Source organism: Arthrobacter sp. 10N43, from assembly GCF_056394525.1.
On record NZ_JBFTIA010000003.1, the window covers coordinates 330,548 to 350,249 of the forward strand.

At 68.0% G+C, this 19,702-nt stretch carries 16 protein-coding genes; 7 read left to right on the forward strand and 9 right to left on the reverse strand.

Going from position 1 to position 19,702, the window contains the following annotated elements:
• Window positions 1-23: 23 nt before the first annotated feature.
• A complete protein-coding gene (locus tag AC1DDO_RS06345; RefSeq protein WP_476867015.1) occupies window positions 24-1,850 on the forward strand; it encodes a sensor domain-containing diguanylate cyclase in 1,827 nt (608 codons plus the stop codon).
• Here AC1DDO_RS06345 and AC1DDO_RS06350 read toward each other — a convergent pair.
• Entirely contained in the window at window positions 1,847-2,980 is a 1,134-nt protein-coding gene (locus tag AC1DDO_RS06350) for an acyl-CoA dehydrogenase family protein (RefSeq protein ID WP_476867083.1), read from the reverse strand. The two genes, AC1DDO_RS06345 and AC1DDO_RS06350, sit on opposite strands and share 4 nt — an antisense overlap.
• A gap of 317 nt (window positions 2,981-3,297) precedes the next feature.
• Between AC1DDO_RS06350 and AC1DDO_RS06355 the strand changes: the two genes are divergently transcribed.
• From AC1DDO_RS06355 to AC1DDO_RS06365, 3 genes are all read left to right on the forward strand, one after another.
• Window positions 3,298-5,046: an AMP-binding protein gene (locus AC1DDO_RS06355; RefSeq protein ID WP_476867014.1), complete on the forward strand. Its 1,749-nt coding sequence runs from the start codon at window positions 3,298-3,300 to the stop codon at window positions 5,044-5,046.
• Window positions 5,047-5,048: 2 nt separating this feature from the next.
• Window positions 5,049-5,555, forward strand: a complete 507-nt coding sequence (locus AC1DDO_RS06360) for a MarR family winged helix-turn-helix transcriptional regulator (protein ID WP_476971628.1) — start codon at window positions 5,049-5,051, stop codon at window positions 5,553-5,555.
• A 279-nt stretch (window positions 5,556-5,834) separates the two neighbouring features.
• Window positions 5,835-6,215 carry a nuclear transport factor 2 family protein gene (locus AC1DDO_RS06365; RefSeq protein ID WP_476867012.1) on the forward strand — a complete coding sequence of 127 codons (381 nt, stop codon included), beginning with the start codon at window positions 5,835-5,837 and terminating at the stop codon, window positions 6,213-6,215.
• A gap of 174 nt (window positions 6,216-6,389) precedes the next feature.
• Here the strand turns inward: AC1DDO_RS06365 and AC1DDO_RS06370 are convergent, their stop codons facing one another.
• Both AC1DDO_RS06370 and AC1DDO_RS06375 read right to left on the reverse strand, forming a co-directional pair.
• Window positions 6,390-6,614 (reverse strand): hypothetical protein, encoded by a 225-nt coding sequence (locus tag AC1DDO_RS06370; RefSeq protein WP_476867011.1) that lies wholly within the window; start codon window positions 6,612-6,614, stop codon window positions 6,390-6,392.
• A complete protein-coding gene (locus AC1DDO_RS06375; protein WP_476867010.1) occupies window positions 6,611-8,050 on the reverse strand; it encodes a glycosyltransferase family 2 protein in 1,440 nt (479 codons plus the stop codon). The genes AC1DDO_RS06370 and AC1DDO_RS06375 overlap by 4 nt, the downstream gene beginning before the upstream one ends.
• A 213-nt stretch (window positions 8,051-8,263) precedes the next feature.
• On the opposite strand from AC1DDO_RS06375, the gene AC1DDO_RS06380 reads away from it, so the two are divergent.
• Window positions 8,264-11,443, forward strand: a complete 3,180-nt coding sequence (locus AC1DDO_RS06380) for a bifunctional cytochrome P450/NADPH--P450 reductase (protein ID WP_476867009.1) — start codon at window positions 8,264-8,266, stop codon at window positions 11,441-11,443.
• A gap of 82 nt (window positions 11,444-11,525) precedes the next feature.
• Here the strand turns inward: AC1DDO_RS06380 and AC1DDO_RS06385 are convergent, their stop codons facing one another.
• The 5 genes from AC1DDO_RS06385 to AC1DDO_RS06405 form a co-directional block, all read right to left on the reverse strand.
• The gene (locus tag AC1DDO_RS06385) at window positions 11,526-12,074 is read right to left on the reverse strand and encodes a hypothetical protein (RefSeq protein ID WP_476867008.1); all 549 of its coding nucleotides are present in this window, start codon (window positions 12,072-12,074) and stop codon (window positions 11,526-11,528) included.
• A 54-nt stretch (window positions 12,075-12,128) separates the two neighbouring features.
• Complete coding sequence (locus tag AC1DDO_RS06390; RefSeq protein WP_476867007.1) at window positions 12,129-12,908, reverse strand: enoyl-CoA hydratase; 780 nt, start codon at window positions 12,906-12,908, stop codon at window positions 12,129-12,131.
• Between the two features lie 89 nt (window positions 12,909-12,997).
• Entirely contained in the window at window positions 12,998-13,972 is a 975-nt protein-coding gene (mmsB, locus tag AC1DDO_RS06395) for a 3-hydroxyisobutyrate dehydrogenase (RefSeq protein ID WP_476867006.1), read from the reverse strand.
• Window positions 13,965-15,101: an enoyl-CoA hydratase/isomerase family protein gene (locus AC1DDO_RS06400; RefSeq protein WP_476867005.1), complete on the reverse strand. Its 1,137-nt coding sequence runs from the start codon at window positions 15,099-15,101 to the stop codon at window positions 13,965-13,967. Before AC1DDO_RS06400 ends, mmsB begins: the two co-directional genes overlap by 8 nt.
• On the reverse strand, window positions 15,101-16,600 hold the full coding sequence (locus AC1DDO_RS06405) for a CoA-acylating methylmalonate-semialdehyde dehydrogenase (RefSeq protein WP_476867004.1): 1,500 nt from the start codon (window positions 16,598-16,600) through the stop codon (window positions 15,101-15,103). Before AC1DDO_RS06405 ends, AC1DDO_RS06400 begins: the two co-directional genes overlap by 1 nt.
• Window positions 16,601-16,731: 131 nt before the next feature.
• Between AC1DDO_RS06405 and AC1DDO_RS06410 the strand changes: the two genes are divergently transcribed.
• Both AC1DDO_RS06410 and AC1DDO_RS06415 read left to right on the forward strand, forming a co-directional pair.
• Complete coding sequence (locus tag AC1DDO_RS06410) at window positions 16,732-17,538, forward strand: exodeoxyribonuclease III (protein WP_476867003.1); 807 nt, start codon at window positions 16,732-16,734, stop codon at window positions 17,536-17,538.
• Window positions 17,539-17,569: 31 nt separating this feature from the next.
• Entirely contained in the window at window positions 17,570-18,484 is a 915-nt protein-coding gene (locus tag AC1DDO_RS06415) for a DUF8083 family protein (protein WP_476867002.1), read from the forward strand.
• Window positions 18,485-18,550: 66 nt separating this feature from the next.
• Here AC1DDO_RS06415 and AC1DDO_RS06420 read toward each other — a convergent pair whose 3' ends face one another.
• Complete coding sequence (locus AC1DDO_RS06420; RefSeq protein WP_476867001.1) at window positions 18,551-19,618, reverse strand: LacI family DNA-binding transcriptional regulator; 1,068 nt, start codon at window positions 19,616-19,618, stop codon at window positions 18,551-18,553.
• Between the last annotated feature and the right edge of the window lie 84 nt (window positions 19,619-19,702).

Here is a 19,702-nt window from a genome sequence, read left to right on the forward strand (position 1 = left end):
GACCGGCAATGGATACTGGGGCAATGACTAATTGCAGCCCGCTCAGCAGGGACGATGCCGATCCGTCGCCACTGCCTGAGATCCCGGCGCAGCTGCGGGCCGTCCTCAACGGGATACCGGCCCTCGTGGGCTACTGGGACAACGAACTGCGCAACCGCCTGGCCAACGACGCCTACTGCGAGTGGTTCGGGTTCGAACCCCAGCAGCTCAATGGCTTGCATGTCCGGGACGTGATCGGGGATGTGGCCTTCGAAACGACCCGGCCGCTCATCGAGCGGGTGCTCGCCGGAGAGGCGCAGCAGTTTGAGCGGACCCTCGTGGATTCTGAAGGCGAGTCGCGCCACACCCAGGTCACGTACACCCCCGATGCCCGCGATGGCGCGGTACAGGGCTACTTCGTCGTGATCACCGACATCACCGAACGGGTGCTGGCCGACCGGCGCCGGCAACGGGACATGGACCGGTACCGGGCGCTGGCGCGCAGCGTTCCCGGCGTCTTCGTACTCCTCTTCGACGCCGAGCTGCGCTACCTGATCGCCGAGGGCCAGGAGCTGGAGACCTTCGGCTACCGCAGGGAAGAGCTCGAAGGCCAGCGCATCCAGGACGTGCTCAAGGGCGACCTCGCCAGCGAGCTCGAGCCCCGCTACCGTGCGGCCCTGGCCGGCCGCGAGGTCTCCTGGAGCCGGCAGATCGGCCACCGCACATACCGGCTGAAGGCCGGCCCGGTCTATTCCGACGACGACGGCGCCGCGGCCGGCATGGTGGTGGCGGTCGACGTCACCGAGCGCCTGCAGCAACAGCAGGTGTGGCAGGCCCTGCACGAATTGGCGACCGAAGTCGCCCGCAACGCAGCCCCCGAGGCCATCTCGGAGCGGGTCGCCGCGATCGTCCGGGAGCTGTTCAACGTCGATTCGGCCGCCGTCGTTCGTTTCACCGGCGCGTCCTCGGCGGAAATCGTTGCGATGGCCCCGACGCTCCCGCCGACGCTGAGCCGGCGGCAGATCTTCGCCCCGACAGACGAATCCGCCACCGTCCGGGTGGCCGTGACCGGCAAACCGGCCCTCGTCGTTTACGGGGCGGAGGGCGGACCGGCAGCGGAGCAGATGCGCGCCGGCGGCTTCCAGTCCGCCGCGGCGGCGCCGATCCGCGTCCGCGGCGGCCTGTGGGGCGCGGTGACCCTGACCTCGAAGTCGCGCACCGGGGTCACGGAAGCCATGATGGAGCGGTTGGCCCAGTTCGCGGAGCTCGTCGAAATCGCCATCGGCAACACGGAGGCCCGGACGGACCTGGAGCAGCAGGCCACGACCGATGCCCTGAGCGGCCTGCCCAACCGGCGGTCCCTGGAACGGCACCTCGCCGAACAGATTGCGCTGGCCGGTAGCCGCGGGACTTACCTGAGCGCGATCGTCCTGGATATCGACCACTTCAAGCGGATCAACGACACTTACGGCCACCTGATGGGCGACGTCGTCCTGGCGGAGGTCGCCGCGCGGCTCCGGACGGTCGCCCGCACGAAGGAGATCGTGGCCCGGTTTGGCGGCGAGGAGTTCGTGTGGCTGCTCCCGGGGACCGACGGCGCCGAGGCCCTGCTCGCCGCCGAACGTGCCCGGAAGGCCATCGCGTCCGAGCCGTTCGGCGAGGTCGGTTACCTGACGATCTCGGCCGGGGTCTGCGAGCAGCGCGACGCCGAGGCCGGCTCCCTCCTGGACTGTGCGGACCGGGCCCTGTACGAGGCCAAAAACGGTGGCCGCAACCGCACGTCCCGGTACGGCCACCCCACCGCCGCCGCCCGGGAACAGGCGCCCGGCGCCGCTGACGCGCGGGAAGCCCAGACCACGCGGGGAGCCTAGACGAAGGCGGACTTTCCCGTCACGGCCCGGGCCACGATCAGTGAATTGATTTCGTAGCTGCCCTCGTAGGTGTAGAGGATTTCGGCGTCGCCGAAGAGCTTGCCCATCTCGTAGTCGCTGCTGATGCCGTTGCCGCCCATGAGGGACCGGCCCATCGCCACCGAGGCGCGCGCCAGCCGCGTGGTGGTGGATTTGGCCATGGCGGCCTGGACCATCTCGAGCTTGCCGTCCTCCTGGATTCTCGCCAGCTGGGCCATCAGGGCCAGGGACGCGGTCGCGTTGCCCAGGATCTCGGCGAGCTGCTGCTGGATGAGCTGGAAGCGTGCCAGTTCCTTGCCGAACTGGCGGCGCCGCAGCGAATAGGCGCGCGCGACGTCGAACGCGGCCAGCTGGATGCCGGCGCCCTGCCAGCCCACCCAGGCCCGCGAGTCGCGCAGGAGCTCGTTGGCCTTGGAGAAGTCGGTGGCGCCGGGCAGCAGGTTGGCCGCCGGGATGCGGACCTCGTCGAGGACAATGTCGGCGTTCTGCATGATGCGCAGGCCGATCTTATTGGCGATCTTCGTTGCTGTGTAGCCGGGACGGTCGGTCTCGACGATGAAGCCCTTGATGTGCTGGTCGGCGACGTCCCGGGCCCACACGAGGGCAAAGTCCGCGATGGTGCCGGCGCCGATCCACCGCTTGGCACCGTTGATGACCCATTCGCCGTCCTCCAGCCGGGCGGTGGTTTCCAGGCCGCCTGCGATGTCCGAGCCGTGGTCCGGCTCAGTCAACGCGAAGGCTCCGAGCTGGGTGAACGCGGTGAGGCCCGGGAGCCAGCGTGCCTTCTGCTCCTCCGAGCCCAGCTCATCGATCATGCCGACGATCAGCTCGTTGTGGATGCCCACGAGCGCCGAGAGGGATACGTCGGCGCGGGCCACCTCGACGTACATGAGCCCCTTGAAGAGCTTGGACGTGCCGTCGGTCTGCAGCCCGCCCAGGCCGTATTTGCCGAGTTCCGCGAGCAGGCCGAAGGGAAATTCCTCGCGGTTCCAGTAGTCGATCGACGCGGCCCGGACCCGGGACTGCAGGAACTCCCGGACCTCCTGGTAGCGGAGCTGTTCCTCCGGCGGCAGCAGGTCCACGATGTACATGAGGTCGGCGTCCGGAAACGGCGGCGGCGCCGGGTCCGCCGGTGTTGCAGCTGATGCGGTGTCTGCTACGGCTGTGTTTGATTCCGTTAGCACTGGCGCTCCGCCGGCACGTCCTTGTGGCTGCACGGGCACGTATCCCTTCCTCATGCGCTGTCCGCAGAGCAGCGCCGCTCTTCCAAACCCTTGGATGTCCTAGTATATTGCACAGTGACGGGGATCACTAGGCAGGCGCCCGCCGGGCCGGCGGGATCCCAGGCAACGGCGCCGGCGCCGGATTTTCCGGAAGGGCTGCGCCAGAGGACTTCGAAAGGTGCACCATGACCGTGACTGAAGAATTCCGGGCCGCGCGGGACCGGCTGCTGGCCCTCCGTGGGGATTACGAGGCCGCCCGCAGCGAGTTCCAGTGGCCGCGCTTCGAGGAATTCAACTTTGCGCTGGACTGGTTCGACCAGCTCGCGGCAGACCCGGCCAAGGCGGACAAGCCGGCGCTGGTGATCGTCGAACAGGACGGATCCGCCACCCGGCGCAGCTTCGCGGACCTTTCCCGGCGCTCCTCCCAGGTGGCCAACTGGCTGCGCGGCCAGGGCGTGCGGCGCGGGGACCGGATGATCATCATGCTCGGCAACCAGGTGGAGCTCTGGGAACTCATGCTGGCCGGCATCAAGCTGGGCATCGTCATGATCCCCACCACCACCCTGATGGGCCCCGCCGACCTCCAGGACCGGGTGGAGCGCGGCAGCGCGGCCTGGGCCGCCGTCGGAAGTGCCAACATCGCCAAGTTCGCCGACGTCGCGGGTGACTACAGGCTGATTGAAATCGGCACGGGCGCGGCCAATCCGGCCGGGAATCCCGCAGGGGCCCCGGACTCGCTGCAGTATGCGGCCGCTGCCGCCGCCGGCGTGGACTTCACCCCGGACGCCCCCACCCTGGCCGATGAGACCCTCCTGCTCTACTTCACCTCCGGCACCACGTCCAAGGCCAAACTCGTGGAACACACGCACACCTCCTACCCGGTGGGGCACCTCTCCACCATGTTCTGGATCGGGATGGAACCGGGCGACGTGCACCTGAACGTGGCATCGCCGGGCTGGGCCAAGCACGCCTGGTCCAACGTGTTCACGCCCTGGATCGCCGAGGCCTGCGTGTTCATCTACAACTACGAACGCTTCGACGCACGGGCGCTCATGGAACAGATGGACCGCGAATCCGTGACCAGCTTCTGCGCCCCGCCCACGGTCTGGCGGATGCTCATCCAGGCCGATCTCACCCTGCTAAAGAACCCGCCCACCAAGGTGGTGTCCGCCGGCGAACCGCTCAACGCCGAGGTGATCGACCAGGTCCACCGCGCCTGGGGCCAGACCATCCGCGACGGCTTCGGCCAGACCGAATCAACCGTGCAGATCGCCAACACCCCGGGCCAGCCGATCAAGATCGGCGCCATGGGCAAGCCGCTGCCCGGCTATGACGTGGTGCTCGTGGATCCCGCCACCGGCGAGGAGGCCGACGACGGCGAGCTCTGCCTGCGCCTGGACCCCCGCCCCGTGGGGCTCATGAAGGCGTACTACGGCGACCCGGACAAGACGGCGGAGGCTTTCCGCGACGGCTATTACCACACGGGGGACATGGCGAGCCGGGACGAGCGCGGCATCATCACGTATGTGGGCCGCGGCGACGACGTCTTCAAGTCCTCCGACTACCGCCTCTCCCCCTTCGAGCTGGAGAGCGTGCTGATTGAACACCCGGCGGTGGCGGAGGCCGCCGTCGTCCCCTCCCCCGACCCGCTGAAGCTGTCAGTGCCGAAGGCGTTTGTGGTCCTGGCGGCCGGGCACCAGCCCGGCCCGGAGCTGGCCGAGGACATCCTGCGGTACTGCCGGGAGCACCTGGCACCGTTCAAGCGCATCCGACGGCTGGAGTTTGCCGAGCTTCCCAAGACGATCTCCGGCAAGATCCGGCGCGTGGAGCTGCGGCACAGCGAGGAACTGCGGCACGGCGGCGGACCCGTTCCCGAGGGCTTCGGCGTCGAGTACTCCGACTCCGATTTCCCCGGGCTCAAGGCTCAGGGTTGAGCATGGGAACACCTCTCCCGCGGGATCCGATCGCCGACGCCCGGCTGAACTGGGAGCGCCACGGCTGGTCCGACGTCGCTGCCCCGATGGCCGCCATCACTGCCATCATGCGGACCCAGCAGATACTGCTGGGCCGGATCGAGGCCGTCCTCAAGCCCTTTGGGCTGACCTTTGCCCGGTACGAGCTGCTGGCATTGCTCAGCTTCGCCCGCAGCGGGGCACTGCCCATGAACAAGGCGAGCGCACTGCTCCAGGTCCACCCCACCTCGGTCACCAATGCCGTGGACCGGCTCCAGGACGCCGGGCTGGTGGTCCGCTCGCCGCATCCCACGGACGGCCGGACCACCCTGATCGAGCTCACGCCGGACGGGCGCGCCCTGGCCAAGCGGGCGACGGCGGTGCTCAACTCCGAGGTCTTCGGCCAGTCCGGCTTCGGCGACCAGGACGTGGACCAGCTGATCCGGATCCTGGGCACGTTCCGCCAGAACGCCGGGGATTTCAGCGGCTGAGGCCGCCCCAGACAATCGGCCCTCAGGTCCGGAGGGCGCTCGAGCCCGGCCAGCTCGACGGGCTCGAGCGCCCTCGACTCTGGCTGGAGCTACGGCATCGGCGCCGAAGTGCCCCCTGGACACGGCAGGTCCGGGGACGGGGGGACTTTGGGCACTGGCCGCCATCGGCTGATCCTCCGACCATGAAGACGACAGGATTCATACAGGGGCCACATCCGCCCCTCCATGACACGAGCCCAATGCAGAAACTGATGCTCCCCCAGAAATCAGGTCAAGACTGTGGATGAAACGAATGCAAACGAGAAGGTAGTCAACCGGCTGATCAGTTGTATCAATGACCGTCAGGTTGCGGTCATGGACGAGTTGTTTCATGACGACGCGGTCATGCACTGGCCACAATCCGGAGAACTCGTGCGCGGCGCCGAGAACCGGAGGGGAATCTACAATGCCTTCCCACAGCTGCCAACCATCACCCCGCGCCGGCTGACCAGCGGCGGGGAGCTGGTAGTCGCCGAGGCGTTGTTGGACTACGGCGGCCCACAGTACGAAACGGTGTTCATCTTTGAATTTCGCGAGGGCAAAATAGCCAAGGAGACGGCCTACTGGAGCGAGGCATTCGACCCACCAGAGTGGCGTGCCCAATGGGTTGAAAAAACCTAGACAGAAAATCCGTGTCCGGTGCCCAGAGTCTGGCCGCCATGGCACCGCGGAACGTCAAGGCCGCATGCAGGTATCAGGCCGGCCGGACAACGTCCCGTGCTGGCCCTCGTCGAGGCCAACGAATGGCCCGTACTGCGGCAGCCGCCCGGCTGGGACCACCGGGTTGCCGGTGTGTCAGCGCGGGGCGTCGGGGTGGATGCTGCGGGTTTCGCCGCGCTCATGCCGGGAGCGCAGCCAACTGGGGCGGTAGATCTTCGGCAGCACCTTCGCCGCGGCCAGGGCCGCGTACATGACGGTATTGATCGCGACGAAGGTCGCCAGGATGGCGAACCACTCCGTGTTCAGGAGGGTCTGCGGGAAGAGAAGGCCCGTGGGGACGGGCACGCCGGTGAGGCTCATGCTGACTCCTTGACAGTGTCGGCGGCAGGGGTGTGGGTGACGTGTTTCCAGTTCGCGGTCCGGCCCAGCGAAATGTCGATGATGCCCTTGACGTAGACCATGTTCAGGAACATGTCGAAGAAAAGTTCGGGGAAGAGGGTCAGGGCCAGGATCCGGGCCCGCCAGCCGCCCTTCCAGACCGTGGCAACGCGTTCGATCATGAACACCCCGCCAAGGCCCAGCCAGAACGGGAACCAGACCCACACGTCCAGGGAGAAGACCATGAGGAAGATCAGCAGCAGGTAGGCGCTGAGGGCGATCACGCCGTAGCCGATTCCCAGCTGCTGCACCCAATAGCGCGTGGTCTGGGCCGTGACGCCGTAGGCGCCGATGTTCTCCAGCGCCCCCCGCTGCCACCGCAGCCGCTGGGACCACAGCGTGGACCAAGTGGGCATGAGTTCGGTAACCACGGTGCACGCCGTCGGGGAGATCATCAGGGCGCCGAGGGACTTGAGCGCGATGGTCAGCTCGTTGTCCTCGGTCAGCGCCGCTGTGTCGTAAACGTCGCCCTTCGTCCCGGGAATCGACTCGCCGCGCTGCTCCGCGATGGTGCGCAGGGCCACCGGCCGGAAGAGCGACGCGGTACCGGTCAGCACGAACACCCTCCCCCGCCGGCGCTTGATCTCCCTGCCATAGCGGAGGTATTCGTTGCGCTGGAACTGGCCGAGGACACCATGGCCCTCCTCGCCGTAGAACAGGCCGCCCACCGCCATCAGGGCCCGGTCATCCACGAAGCGCCTCACGGCGGCGTCGAGGAAGCCGTCGTCGAGCGCGGTGTCGGCGTCCATGACCATCACCACGTCATTGGCCCCGAGGGAGGGGAGAATCCGGGTGAGCACCTGGTTGAGCGCGCCTGCCTTCTTCTTCGTGTTGCCGACCGATTCATAGAGCTCGACGCCGGCGTCGCGGGCAATCTGCACGGTGCTGTCGGTGCAATTGTCCGCCACGACGATGATCCGCTCGGGGCTGTGGGACTGCGCCCGCAGCGAGGCGATCGTGGAAGGCAGCGAGACTTCCTCGTTGTGGGCCGGGATTAGCACCGTGACGGTGACCGGCCCCGCATAGAGTCCGCGCGTGGCCTCCATCACGATCTTTGGGGCCAGCGGGGCGATCCGCACATTCGCCGACCTCCGTGACCGGGTGCTGATCCGGCGCTCCAGCAGCGCGACGCCGGCGGCCAGGAGCACAGCCAGCGCAACCGCCGCGCCAAGGATCCGGGCCTCAGGAGCGTTCGTGCTGTAGAGCAGGTTCCACACACCGAGGACGACGTCGTGCGGCGGGCCCTCCACTTGGGCGTGGCCGCCCGCGGCGACGGCGGCCCACAGGAGCGCCGCGGCCGTGCCGGCGATCACTGCGATGACCAGTCCTACTGTCCGGTGAAGTTGTCCTCTGCCCATCGACCGGATGCTAGCAGGGAATCATGAGCATCATCTGTCACAGGGAAATCATCCGTCACAACCTTGCGACTGCCGCCAGGACCACACTGCGGCGGGAGCCTATGTTGCCCTGAATCCGACGGGAGTATCGTGGTTCGGAGCCGGACAGTGCCGTCCGGCCAGGCAGCAATTAGTGCTCACGGAGCGTCGATTGGCAATCGCCTAGGAGGGGCCATGACTTCGCCCAGCGTCCCCATACCGCAGCCTCCCCCGAAGCCGGTGGTCGGCAACTTGCCGGACATCGACTCCAGCAAGGGGATTCTGGGAATAGTCGAGGTGGCCGAGCGGTACGGCCCCATAGTCCGCATCCAGTTCTTCAACCGCAGCGTCATCGCCATCTCTTCCCAGGAGCTCGTCAACGAAGTGTGCGACGAGTCCCGTTTCGGCAAGGTGCTGGGCGTGTCCCTTCGGGAGGTGCGGGATTTCATCGGCGACGGCCTGTTCACCGCCAGGACAGAAGAACCGAACTGGCAAAAGGCGCACCGGATCCTGATGCCGGCGTTCGGGCCCGCGGCGCTTAAGCGGATGTTCAGCGGCATGGACGACATCGCCGAGCAGCTGCTCCTGAAGTGGGAGCGGCTCGGCCCCACGGCCCGGATCGACGTCCCGGACAACACCACCCGGCTGACCCTGGACACCATTGCCCTGTGCTCGTTCAGCTACCGCTTCAACAGCCTCTACCGCGAAGAGCTGCATCCCTTCGTCGGGGCCATGGTCCGGTCCCTGGTCGAATCCGGAAGCCGGGCGCGTAGGCTCCCGGTCCAGAACAAGATCATGCTGCGCAGGCGCCACCAGCTCGAAGAAGACCATGCGCTCATGTTCGAGGTCGCCGACCAGATGATCAGCGAACGCCGGCGCAACCCCAGCCCGGCGGGGAGCGAAGACATCCTGGACACCATGCTCAACGCCGCGGATCCGGTGACCGGCGAGCGGCTGGACGAGGAAAACATCCGCTACCAGATGGTCACGTTCCTCGTGGCCGGGCATGAGACCACCAGCGGCCTGCTCTCCTTTGCCCTCTACGAAATGCTCCGCCATCCCGCCGTCCTGGCCAAGGCACGCGCCCAGGTGGACGAGGTGCTCGGCACCGAGAGCGCCCGGTTCGAGCACCTCCCCCGGCTGGGATACCTGGACCAGATCCTCAAGGAGACGCTGCGGCTGTGGCCCACCGCACCGGCGTTCAACCTCGCGCCGTTCCAGGACACCACGCTTGGCGGCCGCTATGACCTCCCGGCCGGCCAGCCCATCCTGGTCCTGATTCCGCGGCTGCACCGGGACAAGGTGGCGTGGGGAGAGGACGCCGAGATGTTCGACCCGGACCGGTTCTCCCCGGAACGGGCCGCGGAAATCCCCGCCAACGCCTGGAAACCCTTCGGCAACGGGCAGCGCTCCTGCATCGGCCGGGGATTTGCCCTGCAGGAGGCCATGCTGTTCCTGGCCAAACTCCTGCAGCGATTCGAGGTCACGTCCGCGGACCCGGGCTATGAACTGCACATCAAGCACACACTGACCATGAAGCCTGAAGGGCTGTTCATCCACGTGCGCCGGCGGGACATCGCCATCGCGGCCGGACCGCAGGCCGCCGTCGAACAAGCCGCGCAGGCGGAAGCTGCAGCGGTGGACGCAACGCCCAACGGCGTTCCCATCCGCGTGCTCTACGGTTCCAATGCAGGCACGTCCAAGGACTTCGCCCAGCGCATCGCCAACGACGCCGGACGGCGCGGCTACAGCCCCACCATCGGTCCGCTCGACGAGGCGGCCGGCGGGCTGCCGTCGGAGGGGCTCGTCGCCATCGTGACGTCCTCCTACGAGGGGCAGCCGCCAGACAACGCGCGGAAATTCGTGGCCTGGACCGAGGGCCTGCAGCCGGGCAGCCTCGCCGGTGTGCGGTATGCGGTCTTCGGCAACGGCAACAAGGACTGGGCGCGAACGTACCAGGAAGTGCCCAAAGCCCTCGACGCCCGGCTCGAGGCGGCCGGTGCCGCGCGGATCTATGCCCGGGGCGAAGCCAACGCCCGCGGGGACTTCTTCGGCGATTTTGAAGAGTGGTATGCCGGATTCTGGCCGGCCGTGGACGCCGCCCTCGGGCAGAGGACCAGCAACCCAACCGCGCAGCCCCAGCTTGAACTGCAGTTCGTCGGCAACGTCAGGGACCCGCTGCTGCGCCAGAACGGGCTGGCCCTGGGCACCGTCGTGGCGAACCGGGAACTGGTCGATCTGGCCAAACCCGGCGCCCGGTCCAAGCGGCACGTCGAGATCGCCCTGCCCGAGGGGATGAGCTACCGGACCGGGGACTACCTGGCCGTGCTGCCGCTGAATCCCAGCGACCTCGTGCAGCGCGCCCTGGCCCGGTTCAACCTCGACTACGACTCGCACGTCCAATTGAGCATGGAGCGGGGAGACACGTTCCTGCCCACGGGCGCCCCCGTGGCCGTGGGCGAACTGCTCGGCAGCTACGTCGAGCTCGCAATTCCTGCCACCCGGATCCAGCTTGAGGACCTGGCGGATGTCGCGGCGGATCCGGCACACCGCACCGAACTTGAGGCCCTGGCCCAGGACCGCGCGCGGTACGCGGCGGAGATCCTCGACAAACGGGTCTCACTCCTGGAGCTGCTGGAAACGTATCCGTCCTGCCAGCTGTCGTTCACCTCGTTCCTGCAACTGCTGACCCAGCTGACCCCGCGGCGTTACTCCATTTCCTCGTCCCCGCTGTGGAGCCCCGACCACGCCACCTTGACCTTTGCCGTCATCCAGGCTCCGGCCTGGTCTGGCCGCGGCGTCTTCGAGGGAGCCTCCTCCACCTATCTGGCCCAGGCCAGGCCGGGGTCACGGGTCGCGGTGACGGTCCGCCCCTCGAACGCGGCCTTCCACCCGCCATCGTCCCTGGAGGTCCCGCTCATCATGGTCTGTGCGGGGACCGGCCTGGCACCGTTCCGTGGCTTCGTCCAGGACCGGGCGCTGCGGGCCGAGGCGGAGGACACGACGCCGGCGCCCGCCCTGCTGTTTTTCGGCTGCCGGGCACCGGACACCGACTTCCTGTACCGCGGGGAACTGGCGTCGTGGGCCGAGCAGGCCAGCCTCGACCTGCGGCCGGTCTTCTCCACAGCGCCCGAAGACGGCCTGAAGTACGTCCAGGACCGGCTGTGGGCGGACCGCGCCGACGTCGTCGAACTGGTCAGGCAGGGCGCCACGGTCTACGTCTGCGGCGACGGCAAGCACATGGCGCCGCAGGTCCGGGACACGTGCATCCTGATCTATCAGGAAGCGACCGGTGCCTCAAAGACCGACGCCGAGGCGTGGATGGACGAAGTGGAACGCACGCACGGCAGGTACGTCGCAGACATCTTCACGTGACGGCCGCCTTGGCCTGTGGGCCGCCGCCCCGCCCACAGTTGTATCCGGCTAGCGGTTGTATCCGGCTGGCGGTTGCATCCGGCTAGCGGCTCAGCCGCTCCCGCAGCCCGGCCGCGAGCCCTGCGATGGTGAGGAGGTCGAACAGGCCGCCGCCGAGCTCCACGAGGCGCCGGCGCTTGACGCCGGCAAGCCGGAGCCGGAGGTGAACACGGGTTCCGGCCACCCCGTCCGGCGCCGGCCGCAGCATGATCGCCCAGCTGACGGCCAGCGCGCCGCGCTGCGATCGGTGCACCAGTGCCCGCGGCGGGTCGACCGCCACGATCTCGAAGGTGGCTCCGGGCCCGCCCCAGTCCGCAATGACGTCACCCGCGCTGAGGTCCTGGAGCGCCGGGTCAATGGTCCGCAGGGCCCGGCGCCTGGCCGGGATCAGGGCTTCGACCCACCGGGGCAGGTACCAGCCGGAGCGCTCCTTGCCCAGCTGGATGATCCAGGGCCAGACGGCGCCGGGCGGGCCGGGCAGGTCGAAGCCGCGGTCCATCACCACGTCCGGGGCGGGGACCAGCGCGTCGCCCGGGACTAAGGCGCTAACCTCCGCCGGGGACGCAGCGACGCCCAGGAATCCGGTGTTCATGGCTGCCTTCCTGCCGGCCCCGCGGCGGCCCCCCGGAGCGAAGGGCACGTGGGGCTAGCGGTGGTTGAACTCTGGCTGGCGCTTCTCGGTGAAGGCGGCCATGCCTTCCTTCTGGTCTTCGGTGGCGAACAGCGAGTGGAACACCCGCCGTTCAAACAGCACGCCCTGGGCCAGCCCGGTCTCAAAGGCCGCGTTCACCGCTTCCTTGGCCACCATCGCCACGGGCTTGGACTTGGAGGCGATGACTTCGGCGGCCTTCAGCGCTTCCTCGACGACGTCGGCGGCCGGGACCACGCGGGAGACCAGGCCCGCGCGTTCGGCTTCCTCGGCGTCCATGAAGCGTCCGGTCAGGATCATGTCCATGGCTTTGGACTTGCCCACCGCCCGGGTCAGCCGCTGCGAGCCGCCCATGCCCGGGAGCACGCCGAGGTTGATTTCGGGCTGGCCGAACTTGGCGTTGTCGCCCGCGATGATGAAATCGCACATCATCGCCAGCTCGCAGCCGCCGCCCAGGGCAAAGCCGGACACGGCTGCCACCACCGGGATGCGGAGCCGGGTAAAGTCCTCCCAGCCGCGGAACCAGTCCGCCGCGTACATGTCCATGTAGCCCTTGGACTGCATTTCCTTGATGTCCGCGCCGGCGGCGAACGCCTTCGCCGAACCGGTCACCACCACGGCACCAACTCCCGGGTCCGCATCCATGGCGGTGACGGCCCGCACCAGCTCGACCATGGTGGCCTGGTTCAGGGCATTGAGGGCTTCGGGACGGTTGAGCGTCACCAGGCCCACCCGGCCGCGGCGCTCCACCAGGATGTTCGCGTACTGTTCCGTCATGAAAGTGGTCCCCTTCGGTGGTGCTGGTTGCGGGCCCGGCGCCGGACCCTTGTTCTCGGTGGCGGGCTTAAGCCCGCGACGCCGGGAGGCTACTGCCCGGCGGTGCCGGACCCCGGTTCGCCTGCTTCGGACTTGCCTGCTTCCGACTTTTCTCGGATGTCGGTGATGATGCCGGAGAAATCCCGGCCGGCGCCGCCTTCCGCGGCAAACGTATCGTAGATTTCGGCGGCGAGCGGACCGAGCCGGGCCGCGACGCCGGTGCTCTGGAGCGCGTTGAGGGCCAGGTTCAGGTCCTTGGCCATCAGCGCCCCGGCGAAGCCTGGCTGGTAGTCCCGGTTGGCGGGGCTGGCCGGGACCGGCCCCGGCACCGGGCAATTGGTGGTCAGCGCCCAGCACTGCCCGGAGGCGGCGGAAGCGACGTCGAACAGCGCCTGGTGGGTCAGCCCGAGCTTTTCGCCCAACACAAAAGCCTCGCTGACGGCGATCATCGAGACGCCCAGGATCATGTTGTTGCAGATCTTGGCCGCCTGGCCCGCTCCGTGCGCGCCGCAGTGGACCACCCGTTTGCCCATGACTTCCAGCATCGGTTTGACGGCCTCGAAGTCCTCGGGCAGGGCGCCGACCATGAACGTCAGCGTCCCGGCCTCGGCTCCCACAACGCCTCCGGAGACGGGCGCGTCCACTGCCCGGTGCCCGGCCGCGACGGCGAGTTCCGCGGCCTCGCGGGCCTCGTCCACGTTGATGGTGGAGCAGTCCAGGAACATAGTGCCCGGGGCGGCGGCTTCAAGCAGGCCCGGCCCGCCGCCGGTGCCGCGGTAGGCGTCCAGAAGGTGCTTGCCACTGGGCAACATCGTCAGCACGACAGCTGCGCCCGCGGTGGCCTCGGCTGCGGTCCCGACGGTGGGAATGCCGTGCTCCCGGGCGGCGTCCAGGGCCGCCGGAACCACGTCGAAGCCGGTCACCCGGTAGCCGGCCTTGACCAGGTTCACGGCCATGGGCCCGCCCATGTGCCCCAGGCCCAGGAAGGCGATGGTCCCCGTACCAGGGGCTCCTGCGTCAGACATTGTTCTTCTCCCTGTTCTTCTCCGTGTTCTTCTCCTTCGGAGAGAGCTTCAGTTCGCGCCCGTCCAGCGGGGCGAAGTAGGCAGCGACGTCGCCAGGAGTGACCTCCGCGAGGACGGCGGGCTTCCAGTGCGGGTTACGGTCCTTGTCCACCACCTGGGCGCGGATCCCCTCGCGGAAGTCCGGTCCGGCGAGGAAGTGCAGGCCCACGCGGTACTCCTGCTCGAGCGCCTGCGCCAGGCTCAGCCCGCGGACGCGGCGCAGGGACTCCAGCGCCACCTTCACCGCTGTCGGCGACTTCGCCTCGATCGTGTCGGCGGCCCCGGCGGCTTCTCCGCCTACCGTGCGCAGCCGGCCCAGGATCTCCTCAGCATCGTCGCTGGAGTAGCAGGGGTCGATCCATTCACGCTGTGCGGCGAGCACTGACGCAGGAGCCGGCTCGGCGAAGCGGCCGACGGCGGCCCCCGCATCTTCGTTTTCGAGCGCTGCCGCCAGTTCCTGCAACCGCTCGGAGGGCACGAAGGTGTCGGCAAGGCCCAGGAACAGCGCGTCCGCGCCGCTCAGGTGGTCGCCGGTCAGGGCCGCATGCGTGCCGGTCTCTCCGGGTGAGCCGGCGAGCAGCAGAGTGCCGCCGACGTCGGGCACGAAGCCGATGGTCGTTTCGGGCATGCCCATGCGGGTACGTTCGGTGACGATCCGCACCGAGCCGTGCGCCGAGATCCCCACGCCGCCGCCCAGCACCAGCCCGTCCATGAACGCCACGTACGGCTTGGGGTATTCGGAGATCAGCAGGTTCAGCCGGTACTCGACCGCCCAGAAGTCCGCGGTGGCATCCCCGCCGTCGAGCATGTCCCGGTAGATGGCGACGATGTCGCCGCCAGCGCAGAGGCCCCGGTCGCCGGCGCCGCGGACCAGCACCGCGGCGATGGCGTCGTCGTCGGCCCAAAGCGCGAGCTGCTCCAGCATGGCGGCAGCCATCCCGGCCGTCAGGGCGTTGACGGCCGCGGGCCGGTTCAGGGTCACGACGCCGAGGCTGCCGCGCCGCTCAAACAGGACTTCCTCTGCTTCCCCGGGCACGCGTTCGGCGGCCGCTGCTCCACTGGCCACTCCCCGCGCAACTTCCGCCCTCATCAGCTGCCTTCCGGCATGACGAAGCTGGCGCCGCTGCGCACGCCCGAGGGCCAGCGGGTGGTGACGGTCTTGGTCTTCGTGTAGAACCGGAAGGCGTCCGCGCCGTGCTGGTTGAGGTCCCCGAAGCCCGACGCCTTCCAGCCGCCGAAGGTGTAGTAGGCGATCGGCACCGGAATGGGCACGTTGATGCCCACCATGCCCACCTGGACCCGGCTGGCGAAGTCGCGGGCGGCGTCGCCGTCGCGGGTGAAGATGGCCACGCCGTTGCCGAACTCGTGTTCGCTGCAAAGCCGGAGTGCTTCGTCGTAGTCTTCGGCGCGGAGCACGCTGAGGACCGGGCCGAAGATCTCTTCCTTGTAGATCTTCATGTCCTTGGTGACGTTGTCGAAGAGCGTCGGGCCGATCCAGAAGCCGCCGTCGTAGCCTTCGACTTTCAGTCCGCGGCCATCGGTCACAAGGCTGGCGCCTTCCTCGACGCCGGAGGCGATGTAGCCTTCAATCCGTTCCTTCGCGGAAGCCGCAACCACCGGGCCGAAGTCCGAGTCCTTGGCGAGGCTGTGGCCGACCTTGAGGTCCGCGATCCGTTCCTGCAGCTTCTCCACCAGCACGTCGGCGGTTTTCCGGCCGACGGGCACTGCAACCGAAATGGCCATGCAACGTTCTCCGGCCGAGCCGAAGCCGGCGCCGATCAAGGCGTCCGCGGCCATGTCCAGGTCCGCGTCCGGCATGATCACCATGTGGTTTTTGGCGCCGCCGAAGCACTGGGCGCGTTTGCCGTTGGCTGCGGCGGTCGCGTAGATGTACTGCGCAATGGGCGTGGAGCCGACGAAACCGATGGCCTGGACCCGCGGGTCCTCCAGGAGTGCATCCACGGCTTCCTTGTCCCCGTTGACCACGTTGAAGACGCCGTCGGGAAGGCCTGCCTCGGTGAAGAGCTCGGCCAGGCGCAGCGGAACAGACGGGTCCCGTTCGGAGGGCTTGAGGATGAAGGAATTGCCTGCGGCGAGCGCCGGTCCGGACTTCCAAAGCGGGATCATGGCCGGGAAGTTGAACGGCGTGATGCCGGCAACGACGCCCAGCGGCTGGCGCATCGAATGGACATCGATGCCCGTTCCGGCGCTGTCGGTGAACTCGCCCTTAAGCAGGTGCGGGGCGCCGGCGGAGAATTCGACGACTTCGATGCCGCGCTGGATGTCGCCCTTGGCATCGAGGAAGGTCTTGCCGTGCTCAGATGAGAGCAGGGTGGCGAGTTCATCGATGTGCTCGTTGACCAGGTCCACGAACTTGAGCAGGATCCGGCCGCGGCGCTGCGGATTCATCGCAGCCCATTCCACCTGCCCCTTCTCCGCGTTGGCAATCACGTTGCGCACTTCCTCGGCGCTTGCCAGCGGCAACCGTGCCTGGACCTCGCCCGTACAGGGATCGTACACATCACTGAACCGGCCGGAGGTGCCTTCCACCCGCTGCCCGCCAATGTAATGGGATAGCTCTCGAACCATGACCAACTGCTCCTTTGCATGTGACCCAGATCATCTCTGAAGCCGAATATACTCGGACTTCCTACTAATTTCCAGAGGACAGAATCGGCCGGCTGCTTCGCCCGGGGGCCAAGTTCGGTAAGTTAGGGACTGTGAAGATTGCTACCTGGAATGTGAACTCCCTCCGTGCCCGCGCCGACCGTGTGGAGGCCTGGCTCCAGCGCACGGACTGTGACGTCCTGGCCATCCAGGAAACCAAGTGCAAGGACGAGAACTTCCCGTGGGAGCTTTTCGAGAGCATGGGTTACGAGGTGGCGCACTTTGGCCTGAGCCAGTGGAACGGTGTCGCGATCGCCTCCCGGGTGGGGCTCGACGACGTCGAACGCACGTTCCTGGACCAGCCCGTGTTCGGCAAGAACGGCAAGGACGCCGTGCAGGAGGCCCGCGCGATCGGCGCCACCTGCGGCGGCGTCCGGGTCTGGAGCCTCTACGTCCCCAACGGCCGCTCCCTCGATGACGAGCACATGCCCTACAAGCTCAACTGGCTGGACATCCTGAAAACCCACGCCGGGACCTGGGTGAAGGAAGATCCCCAGGCGCAGATCGCGCTGATGGGAGATTTCAATATCGCCCCGCAGGACGAGGACGTCTGGGACATCGACTTCTTCCGCGCCAACGCCATGACCCACGTCAGCGAGCCCGAACGCGCCGCCTTCCACGCCTTTGAGGAGGCCGGCTTCCAGGACGTCGTCCGCCCGCACACCCCGGGACCTGGCGTCTACACCTACTGGGATTACACGCAGCTCCGCTTCCCGAAGAAGGAGGGCATGCGGATCGACTTCATCCTCGGCTCCCCGGCCCTGGCGGCACGGGTCACCGGTGCGATGATCGACCGCGAGGAGCGCAAGGGCAAGGGCGCCTCGGACCATGCTCCGGTGATTGCGGAACTGGCGGGCTAGTGGCTGCCGCCCAGGGAAGCGTCGTGATCCAATGACCGGGAACATCTACCGCGGACAGGTCGGTCTGCCGTTCTCTTCAGCGCTCCGGATCTACGAGCCCCTCGAGGCGTTCCCCGAGCAGCAGCAGGTCACCCTGCGGGCCGCGGGCGCCGGCCAGGCCTCCCGTGCCGCCGTGGAGAATGCCGAGCTCCTGGCCTCCCTGGGCCGCATCACCCGTTCCGACGGGGACCCTTTTCCCACCGGCCGGACCGACCTCGTGCGCGTCGTCCCGGGCCCGGCGCGGCAGGCGTCCTCGGGCGCAGCGCGCGACGCCGCCGATCCCGGCCCGGGGGCTGCCCCGCGACAGGCCGACAAGCTGCTGTACTGCCCCAGCCAACTGGTCCTGCGCGCCGGACTGGCCGCCAATGCCCTGATGGAAGGCATCCACGGGCCCCTGGCGCAGCTCCTGATCCCGGAAGAACAGCGGGACAAACACCAGGAACGCATCGACGAGGTCCGGGCCCACGATGGCCTGAGCCGGGTCCACACCCGGGCGTCCACGTGGGGCATTCCCTTCAGCTGGTTCTGCCTCTTCCAGGAATCGGATCCCACCGACGTGGTCGAATCCGAAGGCCACATTGTGACCGTCCGCATGCGCGCGGGCATCGGCAAGGCGCTGGAGCGGGTGAGCTACGCGGTGGCACACCTGGCCCTGGCCGCGCCCGATCTGGACATGCTCGAGGACCTCACCCAGCTCACGGAATGGCTTGAGCTTTTCCACCCGGATTCGGCGGTGGAACTGGACTATGGCGGGGTGGCGGACAAGGTCTATCCGGACGATTCGCCGCTGGACGTCCGGCTCGGCATCGAATGCCTGGCGGAGGGCGACATGACCGGCGCCGCCGCGGCCTACCGCCGGCTGGCCTCGCGCTGGGTGCCGATCCGGCAGCTGGCCCGCGCTTCCTAGACCCGCGCTTCCTGGGCCCGCTCTTCCTAGGCCCGCGCTTCCTAGACCGCGCTTTGGGCCAGATCCCTAGGCCACGCCGGCCGACCGGCGCAGCGGCGGCGCCGTCGTGGTCCGCACGATCAGCTGGTGCGGCGCCACCGCGGACTGCACGGCCCCGGGAATGCCGTCGAGCTCGTCCAGCAGCATCTTGGTGCCCAGTTCGGCCTGCAGGTCCGGGCGCTGCCCCACCGTGGTCAGCCCCATGGCCTCGGCGAAGTCGTGGTCATCAATCCCGATGACCGACAGATCATGCGGCACCCGCACACCGGCTTTGTTGGCCTCAAAAATGACGCCCATGGCCATCTCGTCCGAGGCGCAGAAGATTGCAGTGGGCTTGGACCCGGCGGCGGTCCAGAGGCGCCGGAACGCCTCCTGGCCGCTGCGGACGGTGAAGTCCCCCCACACATCCCATTCGGGCCGGATGGGCAGCCGGGCCTCGCGCATGATGTCGTGGAAGGCCTGGATCCGCACCCTGGGGACGTCGAAGTTGAGGTCGGTTTCGTCGTCGCCGTGCAGGAGCGCGATGTCGGTGTGGCCCAGCCCGATCAGGTGCCGGACCGCGGTGGCGGCCGCGGCGTAGTCGTCTATGCCGATATAGGGGCACTCCTCGACGTGGCCTCCGACCACCACCAGCGGAATGTCGATCTTCTGCAGATGATCGATTTCCTCATGGGTAAGCGCCATACAGAGGACCAGCAGGGCGTCGATCTGCTTGTAGACCATGGTCTTGCTGAACAGCCGCTCCCGGTGGCTGCCGTGGCCCCCGAGGTTGAAGAGGGAGAGGTTGTACTGGCGGGAGTGCAGTTCCCGGTCTGCGCCCTCGATGGCCTTGGAGAAGAACCAACGGCTGACGAACGGGGCGAGCACACCGATCGTTTTGGTCCGCCCCGTCGCCAGCCCGGACGCCGAGGACGAGGCGACGTAGCCCAGGGACTCGGCAATGGCGAGGATCTTCTCCCGGGTCGCCGGGGATACGCGGGGCAGCCCGCGGACGGCCCGGGAGACGGTGGCCGTGGATACGCCGGCAGCGGCGGCAACATCCTCAATGCTGACGCCGGAATGGCCGCCGCGCTGCGCCCTTTCTGTCCGTGCCACCTTTTATCCCCTTATTGACGGTCCGCGGGAGCCTGGCGGCTGCCCGCAGACGTGCTGCGCCCTGCCGCCCCGCGGCAGTTAGAT

Excerpts from the sequence above, each read along its gene's own strand:
- AC1DDO_RS06345 (WP_476867015.1), top strand. The coding sequence starts at position 24 with ATGACTAATTGCAGCCCGCTCAGCAGGGACGATGCCGATCCGTCGCCA.
- AC1DDO_RS06350 (WP_476867083.1), bottom strand. The coding sequence starts at position 2,980 with ATGTACATCGTGGACCTGCTGCCGCCGGAGGAACAGCTCCGCTACCAG.
- AC1DDO_RS06355 (WP_476867014.1), top strand. The coding sequence starts at position 3,298 with ATGACCGTGACTGAAGAATTCCGGGCCGCGCGGGACCGGCTGCTGGCC.
- AC1DDO_RS06360 (WP_476971628.1), top strand. The coding sequence starts at position 5,049 with ATGGGAACACCTCTCCCGCGGGATCCGATCGCCGACGCCCGGCTGAAC.
- AC1DDO_RS06370 (WP_476867011.1), bottom strand. The coding sequence starts at position 6,614 with ATGAGCCTCACCGGCGTGCCCGTCCCCACGGGCCTTCTCTTCCCGCAG.
- AC1DDO_RS06375 (WP_476867010.1), bottom strand. The coding sequence starts at position 8,050 with ATGGGCAGAGGACAACTTCACCGGACAGTAGGACTGGTCATCGCAGTG.
- AC1DDO_RS06380 (WP_476867009.1), top strand. The coding sequence starts at position 8,264 with ATGACTTCGCCCAGCGTCCCCATACCGCAGCCTCCCCCGAAGCCGGTG.
- AC1DDO_RS06385 (WP_476867008.1), bottom strand. The coding sequence starts at position 12,074 with ATGAACACCGGATTCCTGGGCGTCGCTGCGTCCCCGGCGGAGGTTAGC.
- AC1DDO_RS06390 (WP_476867007.1), bottom strand. The coding sequence starts at position 12,908 with ATGACGGAACAGTACGCGAACATCCTGGTGGAGCGCCGCGGCCGGGTG.
- mmsB (WP_476867006.1), bottom strand. The coding sequence starts at position 13,972 with ATGTCTGACGCAGGAGCCCCTGGTACGGGGACCATCGCCTTCCTGGGC.
- AC1DDO_RS06400 (WP_476867005.1), bottom strand. The coding sequence starts at position 15,101 with ATGAGGGCGGAAGTTGCGCGGGGAGTGGCCAGTGGAGCAGCGGCCGCC.
- AC1DDO_RS06405 (WP_476867004.1), bottom strand. The coding sequence starts at position 16,600 with ATGGTTCGAGAGCTATCCCATTACATTGGCGGGCAGCGGGTGGAAGGC.
- AC1DDO_RS06415 (WP_476867002.1), top strand. The coding sequence starts at position 17,570 with ATGACCGGGAACATCTACCGCGGACAGGTCGGTCTGCCGTTCTCTTCA.